The organism is Brachybacterium hainanense (genome assembly GCF_042434575.1).
Lineage (GTDB): Bacteria > Actinomycetota > Actinomycetes > Actinomycetales > Dermabacteraceae > Brachybacterium > Brachybacterium hainanense.
This window is the reverse complement of sequence record NZ_JBHLSV010000002.1, coordinates 207,265-218,635: the sequence shown is the minus strand read 5'-3', so window position 1 is coordinate 218,635 and position 11,371 is coordinate 207,265. Positions and strand designations below refer to the sequence as shown.

Annotated in this window: 9 protein-coding genes; 8 read left to right on the top strand and 1 reads right to left on the bottom strand. The window is 69.2% G+C overall.

Annotation, left to right across the window (positions count from 1 at the left end; all coding sequences use genetic code 11):
* Positions 1-145: 145 nt before the first annotated feature.
* Positions 146-598, bottom strand: coding sequence for a VOC family protein (locus tag ACFFF6_RS02480; protein WP_376977906.1), 453 nt, complete (start codon positions 596-598; stop codon positions 146-148).
* A 263-nt stretch (positions 599-861) separates the two neighbouring features.
* On the opposite strand from ACFFF6_RS02480, the gene ACFFF6_RS02475 reads away from it, so the two are divergent.
* The 8 genes from ACFFF6_RS02475 to nagE all read left to right on the top strand — a co-directional run bounded on the left by ACFFF6_RS02475 (position 862) and on the right by nagE (position 11,330).
* Positions 862-1,908: a LacI family DNA-binding transcriptional regulator gene (locus ACFFF6_RS02475; RefSeq protein WP_376977904.1), complete on the top strand. Its 1,047-nt coding sequence runs from the start codon at positions 862-864 to the stop codon at positions 1,906-1,908.
* Positions 1,909-2,042: 134 nt separating this feature from the next.
* Complete coding sequence (locus tag ACFFF6_RS02470) at positions 2,043-3,875, top strand: ABC transporter substrate-binding protein (protein WP_376977902.1); 1,833 nt, start codon at positions 2,043-2,045, stop codon at positions 3,873-3,875.
* A gap of 9 nt (positions 3,876-3,884) precedes the next feature.
* Positions 3,885-4,895, top strand: a complete 1,011-nt coding sequence (locus ACFFF6_RS02465; RefSeq protein ID WP_376977900.1) for an ABC transporter permease — start codon at positions 3,885-3,887, stop codon at positions 4,893-4,895.
* A gap of 1 nt (position 4,896) precedes the next feature.
* Positions 4,897-5,901 carry an ABC transporter permease gene (locus ACFFF6_RS02460; protein ID WP_376977898.1) on the top strand — a complete coding sequence of 335 codons (1,005 nt, stop codon included), beginning with the start codon at positions 4,897-4,899 and terminating at the stop codon, positions 5,899-5,901.
* Entirely contained in the window at positions 5,898-6,821 is a 924-nt protein-coding gene (locus ACFFF6_RS02455) for an ATP-binding cassette domain-containing protein (protein WP_376977896.1), read from the top strand. Before ACFFF6_RS02460 ends, ACFFF6_RS02455 begins: the two co-directional genes overlap by 4 nt.
* A complete protein-coding gene (locus ACFFF6_RS02450; RefSeq protein ID WP_376977894.1) occupies positions 6,818-7,711 on the top strand; it encodes an ABC transporter ATP-binding protein in 894 nt (297 codons plus the stop codon). Before ACFFF6_RS02455 ends, ACFFF6_RS02450 begins: the two co-directional genes overlap by 4 nt.
* A gap of 443 nt (positions 7,712-8,154) precedes the next feature.
* Positions 8,155-9,171, top strand: a complete 1,017-nt coding sequence (locus ACFFF6_RS02445) for a TolB family protein (protein ID WP_376977892.1) — start codon at positions 8,155-8,157, stop codon at positions 9,169-9,171.
* Positions 9,172-9,383: 212 nt separating this feature from the next.
* Positions 9,384-11,330 (top strand): N-acetylglucosamine-specific PTS transporter subunit IIBC, encoded by a 1,947-nt coding sequence (gene nagE, locus ACFFF6_RS02440; protein WP_376977890.1) that lies wholly within the window; start codon positions 9,384-9,386, stop codon positions 11,328-11,330.
* Positions 11,331-11,371: the final 41 nt, after the last annotated feature.

Below are 11,371 nucleotides of genomic sequence, written 5' to 3'. Positions count from 1 at the left end.
CGCGTCGTCCTGCGGGGCGCCTCGTTCCTCGGTGCTCCTCCGGCCGTCGCACGCCCGATCAGTCTGTGCCGTCTGCCTGATCGACCGTGCGTCGTCCTGCGGGGCGCCTCGTTCCTCGGTGCTCCTCCGGCCGTCGCACGCCCGATCAGGCGGGATCCCCCTGCGGGTTCTGGTCGGCGAGGAAGGCGTCCGGCCCCTCCTGCGCGGCCTGCGGAGGCATGAAGAGGAATCCGAGCGCATTGCCGTCGGGATCGTCGAGGTCCCGCGAGTACATGAATCCCAGGTCCTGGGGCGGGCGCGGCTCCGTGCCGCCGGCGGCGAGCCCGCGGGCGAGGATCTCGTCGACGGCCTCGCGCGAGTCGCGGCTGAAGGAGACGGAGGTCTGGAGGGACTGCCTGGGGTCGATGATCGGCTTGTCGGTGAACGTCGCGAGGTACTCGCGGGTGAGGACCATGAAGAAGATGTCCTCGCTCCATACGACGCATGCGGCGTTCTCGTCCGTGAACAGGGGGTTGATCTGGCAGCCGAGGGCTGTGTAGAACGCCTTGCTGCGCTCGAGGTCGGTGGTGGGGAGATTGACGAAGACCTGGGTGGACATGCCGGCTCCTGTGTCGATGTCCAGGGTGACGTTCCGTCCGGGTGGACAGACCAAGACTCGAGAGCGGCGAGCGGATCTGTCAAGGGCGGGCGAACATCCATCCGCGAAGATCGATGCGCTCGGAGTCCGAGCGCGGCGGTCGGCGGCCGTCTACAGTGAGCGCAGCGCGGTGCACACGGACGTGCGCCGGTGCGCTGATGCGCGATGACGCGCATCGTCCCCCGGGCGGTCCTCCCTCGTCCCGGGATCTGAGGGGAGTCGGCATGCCACCACGCGTCACGATCACCGACATCGCCCGCGAGGCGGGTGTCTCCAAGACGGCCGTCTCGCTCGCCCTGAACGACAAGCCCGGCGTCAGCGAGGACACCCGGATGCGGGTGCGGGAGGTCGCCGGACGCCTCGCCTGGAGGCCGCACTATGCGGCCCGGGCCCTGTCCCGCTCGCGGACCGGCGCCTTCGGCATGGCGCTGGCCCGCAGCGCGGAGACCGTCGGCGCGGAGAGCTTCTTCATGTCCCTCTTCGCGGGGATCGAGCGGCGCCTGGCCGATCACGACCGGGCGCTCCTGCTGCAGCTCGTGGACGATCCCGCGCACGAGACGCAGGTCGTCGAGCAGTGGGCGGGGGAGCACCGCGTCGACGGGGTGATGCTCATCGACCTGCGTCTCGAGGACCCGCGCATCCCGGCGCTGGCCCGGCTCGACCTGCCGACGGCGGCGATCGCGCCCGAGCCGCTCGGGCGGGGGATCTCGACGCTGGTGACCGATGACTGCGGCCGCATGCGGCTGCTCCTGGAGCATCTGCTGGCGCAGGGGCATCGGAGCATCCGGTACCTGAGCGGGCCGGAGGAGTTCCTGCACGTGCGGAACCGGACCGCGGCCTTCCGCAGGATGCTCGCCGAGGCGGGCGGACGCGCACAGGTGCGGGTCACCGACTACTCGGTGCGGGCCGCGCGCGCCCTCGCCGCGGAGTTCGCCGAGGAGGGCGTCCGGGAGCCGGAGCGCCGGCCCACGGCCGTCGTCTGCGACAACGATCTGCTCGCGGTCCGGCTCATGGTCGAGCTGCCGCACGTGGGGGTGCGGGTGCCGCGCGATCTGGCGGTCGCCGCGATGGAGGACTCGCTGCTGTGCACGCTCACGTCCCCGCCCGTGACGGCGCTCGGCCGGGACATCGCCGCGGACGGGAGCCGGCTCGTGGACCTGCTCGCCCAGAGCGTGGAAGGACCGGCGGTCGATGCCGCCGCTGGTCCGAGCACGGTCCTGGTCCGCGAGAGCACCGCGCAGCGGCCCCAAGAAGTGACCGCTGGAAGGTGAACCGGTTCATATCGTGACCACTTCGTGATTCGCCGGTGGTGGTGGGATCCCGGGTCGGATGCTTCAATCCGAGTACGGATCAGTGCAGATCCGATGCTCCAACGGGGGAGCGCACACAGAGAGGCAGTCCAGACATGACTGAGCTCGTTTCGCGTCATCGCGACGATCGTCCGGAGGCTCCGCGCGGATCCTCGCGCCGCGCCTTCATGGCTGCGACCGGAGCCGTCGGCGGTGCCGCGGCCCTCGCGGCCTGCGGCGGCAAGGACGGCGGCAGCGGCGGCACCGCCACCGGAGACATGGTCGGCATCGGCAACAACGGCAAGGCCGGCGCAGGACGGAAGGGCGACGCAGCGGACCAGCTGTTCATCGCCGGCTTCCAGTGGAGCCCGCCCACCAACTACAACACCTTCGCCGCCGCTCCGGCCTGGCCCGCCGCGTCCAACGTCGCGCAGTACGTGTTCGAGACCGCCGTGCGCTTCAACATCATCACCGGCGAGATCCTCCCGGGTCTGACGACGCACGAGGTCAACGGCACCGAGTCGATCACCCTCACCCTCCAGGAGGGCGTCAGCTGGCACGACGGCTCCGAGTTCACGGTCGACGACATCCTCTACACCTTCGAGCTGGGCAAGATCGACCCGAGCCTCGCGATCGCCTCCATCTGGCAGGACGTCGACGAGATGACCGCCGACGGCAACAAGATCTCCATCGCGATCAACCAGGAGCGCAAGAACGTGGGCGCCGTGCTCATGCAGCTCTCGCAGCAGTTCATCGTCAACAAGGCGATCTACTCCAAGGCCGCGGAGGAGACCGGGAACAAGCTCGCCACCTGGGAGACGACCGAGGCGATCGGCACCGGCCCCTTCACCCTCGAGAAGTTCGACCAGACCCAGATCATCCTCGCCCGCTACGAGGAGTACTGGGGCAAGTCGTTCTACGGGAACCTCCCGCCGATGACGAAGATCATCCACCCGATCTTCAAGTCGAACGAGGACGGCAACATCAAGTTCCAGAACGGCGAGCTGGACGTCATGCAGCAGTTCATCCCGCAGATCTCGAAGATGTGGGAGTCCGGCAAGCCGGTCGGCACCTATCTGCAGGACGCCCCCTACTTCATCCCCGGGTCCATGCCGATGTTCATGATGAACACGACCCTGCCGGGCCTGGACGATGCCAAGGTGCGCAAGGCCCTCGCCTGGGCCGTCGACTACGCCTCGATCGCCGAGACCGCCATGTCCGGCTACTCCTCCCAGGTCATGGCCTCGCTGATCATCCCCGGCGGTGCCGAGGACGCATGGTTCGACAAGGCCAAGGCCGAGGCCGACGGCTGGTCGTTCGACGCCGCCAAGGCGGAGGAGCTCCTCCAGGAGGCCGGCTACGCGAAGGGATCGGACGGGTTCTACGCCAAGGACGGCAAGAAGCTGGGGCCCTGGAAGCTCATCTGCCCGCAGGGCTGGACCGACTGGAACGCGGCTCTCGAGATCGTGGCCAAGAACTTCCAGGCGATCGGCGTGGACGCCTCCACGAACTTCCCGCAGCAGGCCCAGGTGACGACCTCCATCCAGAACGGCGACTTCGAGATGGCCCTCTGGTCTGTCTCGGGCACCAACCCCGCGACCCCCTGGCAGCGCTTCTCCGACGTCATGACCAACGTCGACGTGCCCCCGGTGGGGCAGGCCGCCTTCCGCAACTACGGTCGCTGGAAGAACGACAAGGTCAACGACATGCTCGACGCCGCCGCCGCGGCGCCGGACGACGCCGCGAAGAAGGAGGCGCTCACCGCGCTGGACGATCTCTACCGCGCCGAGGTCCCGGCCTTCCCGCTCATGTACCGTCCGGACGAGTTCTTCGAGTTCAACGCGTCGAACTGGTACAACTTCCCGACCGAGGACAACGACTACGCGCCGCCGGCCTTCCGCGCCGCGGGCAACGAGTGGATCTTCCAGATCAAGAAGATCGGTTCCTGAGGCGACGCGATGAAGCTCGGACGCTACATCGCCACGAAGACGGCATGGTACGTCGTGGCACTGCTCGCGGCAGTGGGGCTCAACTTCCTGCTGCCGCGGCTGGTGCCCGGCAATCCCGTCGACGTCATCGTCTCGAACCTCGCCCGCGGCGGCTCGATCACCGGTGAGCAGCAGAAGCAGATCTACGACGGATTCGCCAAGGAGTTCGGCCTCGATCAGCCCCTGTGGCAGCAGTTCTTCACCTACCTCGGGAACGTGTTCCGGGGCGATCTGGGAACCTCCTTCGCCTCGTACCCGGCCTCCGTCAACGACCTGCTCGCCGACGCCCTGCCCTGGTCGATCGCCGTGCAGCTGCCCGCGATCCTCATCGGCTGGGTGCTCGGCAACCTGGTGGGCGCGATCGCGGCCTTCCGCGGCGGCAACTGGGATCGCAGCGTGTTCACCAGCGCGCTGTTCCTGTCCTCGATGCCGTACTACTGCCTGTCCATCCTGCTGCTGTACGGCCTCGCCGTCGTGGCAGGGGTCTTCCCCGTGGGCGGCGCCTACTCGCTGGGCATGACCCCGGAGTGGAGCTTCGAGTTCCTCTCCGACGCGCTCAGCTACTACTGGCTGCCGTTCCTCTCGCTGGTCGTCGTGTTCATCGGCGGCCAGGCCGTCGGCATGCGCTCGATGGCGATCTACGAGCTGGGCGGCGACTACGTGAACTATGCGCGGGCCATGGGCATCGGCGACAACAAGATCACCCAGTACATCTTCCGCAACGCGATGCTTCCGCAGATCACGGGTCTGGCGCTCTCGATCGGCACGCTCGTGGGCGGCGCGCTCATCACCGAGCTGGTCTTCAGCTACCCGGGCGTGGGCACGCTCCTGTTCGCCGCGATCACCGGGAACGACTATCCCGTGATCCAGGCGATCACGCTGATCATCACGGTGGCCGTGCTGCTCGCGAACTACTGCGTGGAGATCGTCTACGGCATCGTCGACCCGCGCATCCGCGCTGCACAGTCCGGGGAGAAGTGACATGACCGCAGAGATGGCAACCCTCAGCGATCCCAAGAAGGCGTCGCTGCTGACCCGGCTGAACCCGCTGCGGACGATGAACCTGTCGGCCCGGTTCTACGTGGCCCTCGTGATCGTCGTGATCGTCGTCCTGCTGGGCCTGGCCGGCTTCGTGTATCCCACGAGCTCCGGCGAGAAGGTCGGCTCCCTGTACGACGCCCCGGGCAACGGACTGCTGCTGGGCACCGACAACTTCGGCCACGACGTGCTGGCCGTGCTCATGGCCGGCACCCGCACCTCGCTGATCATCGGCCTGGTTGCAGGCACGGTCGCGACCACCATCGGGGTGGGGATCGGTCTGCTCGCCGGCTTCGTCGGCGGCTGGCTCGAGGAGCTCCTCATGGGCGTCACCAACGTGGTGCTCGCGATCCCCTCGATCATCGTGCTGATCCTGATCTCGATCTCGATCCCCCAGAGCACCATCTGGTCGCTCGCGATCGTCATCGGCATCACCTCATGGCCGTGGACGGCCCGTGCCGTGCGCGCCCAGGCGTCCTCCGTCGCGACCCGCGAGCACATCGACGTGGCCCGGCTCTCCGGCGCCCGGCTGCCGGAGATCCTCGTCAAGGACGTGCTGCCCTACATCCTGTCCTACACGGTCATGGCCTTCGTGCTGCAGGTCTCGGGCGCGATCCTCGCCGAATCCGCCCTGTCCATGCTGGGCCTGGGCCCGGCCGGAGCGGACTCCCTGGGCATCCAGCTGCACTGGGCGCTCGCCTTCCAGGCCGTCGCGAGCGGCGCCTGGTGGGCGTTCCTCCCCCCGACGATCGTGCTGACCCTCGTCTCCTTCGGCTTCCTGCTGCTGCAGGCCAGCCTCGACGAGGTGTTCAACCCGAGGCTCCGGCGCGGCAAGAAGAAGCAGATGAAGAAGGCGGCCGCACGGCGCGCCGCGGAGGCCAAGGCCCTCGCGGCCACGGCGCGGACCGCGATCGGCACCACCCGCAGCACGGCAGGAGACAGCGCATGACCGCCGCGTCCGCCCCGCAGCCCGGGGCAGGCCCGGGCATCCTCGCCCGCGCCTCGAACATCCGCTGCGTCTACGGAGGCGGGGAGCAGGACTTCACCGCCGTCCATGACGTGTCCCTCGAGCTGAACGAAGGGGAGATCATCGGCCTCGCCGGCGAGTCCGGGTGCGGGAAGACCACGCTCGGCAACGCGCTCGCGATGATCGCGACGCCGCCGCTGTACGTGCTCTCCGGAAGCCTCGAGATCGACGGGAAGGTCATCGACCTCGCAACGCTGAACGCGGCCGATGTGCGGGCGCATCGGCCCTACCGCGGCAAGACCGTGTCCATGCTCCCGCAGGGCGCCATGAACGCGATCAGCCCCACGGTCCGGATCCGCAGCCTCGTCGTGGACGTCATGCGCGCCCACGACAAGAACGCGAACAAGGACGAGGCCCTCGACCTCGCCCGGGACCGGCTGAAGATGCTGGAGATGCCGGTGCGGGTGCTGGACTCGTACGCCCATCAGCTCTCCGGCGGCATGAAGCAGCGCGTCATCACGGTGATCTCCACGCTGCTGAACCCGCGCCTGCTCATAGCCGATGAGCCGACCTCCGCCCTGGACGTGTCCAGCCAGCGCATGCTCGTGGAGATGCTGCTGGCCATGGTCGAGCAGCGGATCATGTCGGGCGTCGTCTTCGTGACCCACGACCTGCCGGTGCTCTCCCAGATCTCCGACAAGCTCGCGATCATGAACAAGGGCGAGATCGTGGAGATGGGCCCGACCGCCCAGCTCGTCGAGGACCCGCAGCACCCCTACACCGAGAAGCTGCTCGGCGCGGTGCTCGATCCGACGGCGGAGACCCGCCGCAAGGGCAAGGAATGGCTGAAGGGGAGCTCGGGCCTGGTCCGTCCCTCCTCGACCGAAGGAGCGAAGCCGTGAACGAGCAGACCCCTGGACGGCGTGCGGCGGAGGTCCCCGCGGGGACCTCCGGCGGGATCGTCGTCTCCGAGGACGGCATGATCTCCCACAGCGCCCCCGATGACGGAGAGGCGGTGCTGGCCTGCGAGAAGGTCAACAAGGTGTTCTCCGTGGCGGGGAACAAGGTCCACGCCGTGCAGGACGTGAGCCTCCAGTTCACCGCGGGGAAGGTCCTCGCCGTCGTGGGCGAGTCCGGCTCCGGCAAGTCCACGCTCGCCCGGATGCTGCTGCGGCTCATGCCGGTCACCTCCGGCACGATCACCTTCCGCGGGCAGGACGTCACCCATATCAAGGGCGCGGAGCTGCGCAAGTACTGGACGGAGGTGCAGGCCGTCTTCCAGGACCCCTTCGCCTCCTTCAACCAGTTCTTCACGGTCGGCTCCCTGCTGCGGCGCAGCCTCAAGCTCGCCTCGGTCCCGCGGGACGAGGCGGACGCCCTCATCGAGGAATGCCTGGGCTACGTCGGGCTCACACCGAAGGAGGCGCTGCACAAGTACCCGCACCAGATGTCGGGCGGGCAGCGCCAGCGGATCATGGTCGCGCGGGCGCTCATGATGCGCCCCAAGGTGCTGCTGGCCGATGAGGCGACCTCGATGCTCGACGCCTCGCTGCGCGTCAACGTCCTGAACGTGCTGCACGATCTGAAGGCCGATCTGGGCCTGACGGTCCTGTTCATCACCCACGACATCGGCCAGGCCACGTACCTGGCGGACCGGGTCGCGGTGATGGAGCACGGGAAGGTCGTCGAGCGCGGCGCCACCGAGGAGGTCATCTTCGATCCCCAGGCGGAGTACACGCGCCGGCTGCTCGCGGACGTCCCGGACCTCCGCGGCAGCCTCAAGCACCGCTGAGCCGATGCCGCCGGGCCCGGAGCGGCACGCGGCGGTCACCCCCGGCGGCCCGGGCGGCGCGCTCCCTGCATGAGCGGGGGCGCGCCGCCCGGGCCGTCCGCGTTCCGGTCGCAGATCGGAGACTTCTGGAGCCAGTCGGCCGTGACTCGGGCGAGCACGCGCTTTCCCGCACTGAGGCTCCAGAAGTCTTCGGCGCGCGAGCGGGTCCGACACGGACGACGCGGGGGAGTGGGTGGTGGTGTGCGTGCAGCGCGGGCGTGCCGCCGGATCCGTCGGGGCACGCCGGGCCGAGGCCCGTCGCGGATCCCGCTGCACCGGCCTGCCGGAGGTGAGAGAGTACGGGAAGGACCCGCCGCAGGTGACGGCGCGGCCCGGGCGCGGCGTCGCGGACGCCGCTGCCGTCGGCCAGGCGGGCCGGGCCCGCCGGAGCATCGCGAGGAGACATGCCCATGCGGACCCTGCGACCGGGCCAGCGGACCGTCGTCATGATCGGCGGACCTGAACTGGCCGAGCCGGAGATCGTCTTCGAGACCGACGAGATCCTGCTCGAAGCCCCGAACTGGACCGCCGGGGGACGGCTGCTCCTGAACGGCGAGGGGCGGCTGTTCTCCCTCGACCTCCCGCCCGTGGCCGATTGCGGAGAGGGAGCGGCTCCGACGGCTCCCGCTCCTGCGGCCGAGGCCGCTGCGGGTTCCCCACGGGGTGCGGAGGTCCGGACGGGGCCGCGGCTGCGGGAGATCCCTTTCGACGGCCTGCCGCCCATCAACAACGACCACGTCCTGCACCCGGACGGGGCGCACATCTACATGTCCGCCGCCGACGGGCAGATCCATCGCGGGCGTCTGGACGGCGGCCCGGTCGAGGCGGTGACCACCGGTGAGGGCGGGCACTTCCTGCACGGCATCTCCCCGGACGGGGCGCTGCTCGCCTACGTCGACGTGGACACGCACTGGCAGGGCAGGCTCGTCGTCCAGGATCTCGCCACGGGGGAGCGGGCGCACGTGCCGACCGGCACCGGTCACGTCGACGGCCCCGAGTGGACGCCTGACGGCCGCTGGCTCCTCTGCTCCAGCGAGGCCTTCACGAGCGCGCCCGGGCACGCGCAGATCACCCGGGTGCCGGCCCCGGGCAGGATCGGAGACGGCGCTGGAGCGCGGCACGCGGGGGCGGGGATGCGAGAGCCCGCAGCGGACGGGCCCGAGCACGTCCTCATCAGCGGCACCGTCGACTGGTTCCCCCATCCCTCCCCGGATGGCCGCTGGGCGAGCTATCTGACGTATCCGCCGGGCACCCTGGGGCACCCCGAGGACCGCGAGGTGGTGGTGAAGCTCGTCGAGCTGCCGGACTGGTCGCGGCCCGTGCGCGCGTACGCGATTCCCGGGGGCCAGGGCACCATCAACGTCAACAGCTGGGCACCCGCCTCGGACCGGTTCGCCTTCGTGTCCTACCCCATCGGCTGAGAAGGGCCCCGGGTCCGCTGCGCTCACCTGCAGGTTCTGATCGAACGTGGCAGATTGCACAGTAAATGCGTCACATCTGGTCACTGGGAACATTCTGTGGGCGGTAGCCTCACGTCTGTCCCGTGACGCAGACCCCGTGTCACAGCAGCTCCCCACACCCGCGGCCGCACCCGGTGGCGCCCGCTCCGCGAAACCCGCACTCGGAGGTATCGATGAAGTTCTTCCAACGACTCGGCAGATCGCTCATGCTGCCGGTCGCCGTCCTGCCGGTCGCCGCGATCCTCTCCGGCATCGGCTACTGGATCACGACCGCCACCGGCGACCAGAGCAACGTCGTCGCGGTGTTCCTCTCCGCCGCGGGCGGGGCGCTCCTGGACAACATGCCCGTCCTGTTCGCGCTCGGCGTCGCCATCGGCATGGCCTCGAAGGCGGACGGCACCTCGGCCCTCGCCGGCCTCGTCTCCTGGCTCACGGTCACCACGCTGCTGAGCCCGGACAACATCGCGAAGTTCCAGGGCCTCGCGGACGTCGCGGACGTGGACCCGGCCTTCACCAAGGTCGAGAACGTGTTCGTCGGCATCATCTGCGGCCTCATCGGCGCCTTCGCCTATGACAAGTTCAAGGACACGAAGCTGCCGGATGCGCTGTCCTTCTTCTCCGGCCGCCGCTCGGTCGCGATCGTCACCGCGGGGATGTCCCTGGTGATCGCCCTCGTCCTGTTCCTCGTCTGGCCTCTCGTGTACACGGGCCTGGTCCTCTTCGGCGAGTTCATCGTCACCCAGGGGCCGATCGGCGCCGGCATCTACGGCTTCCTCAACCGGATGCTCATCCCGCTGGGCCTGCACCACGCCCTGAACTCCGTGTTCTGGTTCGACGTGGCAGGCATCAACGACCTCATCAACTTCCAGCAGGGCAAGGGCACCTACGGCGTCACGGGCCAGTACATGACCGGCTTCTTCCCGGTCATGATGTTCGGTCTGCCCGGCGCGGCCCTGGCCATGTACGTCACCGCGAAGGACACCCGCAGGAAGATCGCCGCCGGCATCCTGCTCTCCGGGGCGGTGTCCTCGTTCTTCGTGGGCGTCACCGAGCCCCTCGAGTTCTCCTTCATGTTCCTGGCGCCTGCGCTGTACGTCGTGCATGCGCTGTTCATGGGCATCTCGATGGCGATCAGCGCTCTGCTCCCGGTCCGCATGGGCTTCGGGTTCTCCGGCGGCTTCATCGATCTCGTGCTGGGCTGGGTGAACCCGATGGCCCAGAACCCGTGGGCGATCCCGGTGATGGGCGTCTTCTGGTTCGTGGTCTACTTCCTCGTGTTCCGCTTCATGATCCTCAAGTTCCGGCTCAAGACGCCGGGCCGCGAGGACGACGAGGACCTGGAGGACGGCGCCGACGGCGCCGAGGGCTCCGCGGACTCCGGCTTCGTCGGCATCGCCGCGCACTTCATCGACGACCTGGGCGGCAAGGCCAACATCCTCGAGCTCGAGAACTGCGCGACCCGCCTGCGCATGGAGATCGCCGATCACTCGATCGTCGACGAGGGCGCCCTCAAGCGCCACGGCGCCGCCGGCGTCATGAAGCCCGGAGGGAAGTCCTTCCAGGTCATCTACGGCCTGAACGTCCAGTTCATCAAGGACGCCATGGACGACCTCATGGCCGGGCGCATCCAGGCCCCGTCCGCCGCCGAGGCCGCGGCCCCCGTGACGGAGACCGCCCCGGCCGAGACCGCTCCCGCCGGGGCAGGCTTCCTGACCGAGATCGTGCGTCTGCGCCAGCCCCTCCAGGGCAGGGTCATCCCGCTCGAGGAGGTCCCGGATCCCACCTTCGCGGGCGGCATCATGGGCCCCGGCATCGCGATCGAGCCCAGCGACGGCCACGTCGTCGCTCCCGCGAGCGGCATCGTCGCCCATGTGTTCCCGACCGGACACGCGGTCGCGCTCCAGCTCGACGACGGCACCGAGGTCCTCATCCACGTGGGCCTGGACACCGTCCAGATGAAGGGCGAGGGCTTCACGACCCTCGTCTCCCCGGGCGACCGCGTCGAGGCCGGCACCGCGCTGCTGGTCGCCGATCTCGAGAGGATCCGCGCGGCCGGCCACCCGACGGTGACCCCGGTGATCGCCCTCAACCGGCAGGGCTCGCGCCTCGAGCTGGTCTGAGCCGTCCCCGCAGCGCCCCGTCGCGACGATCCTCCGTCGCG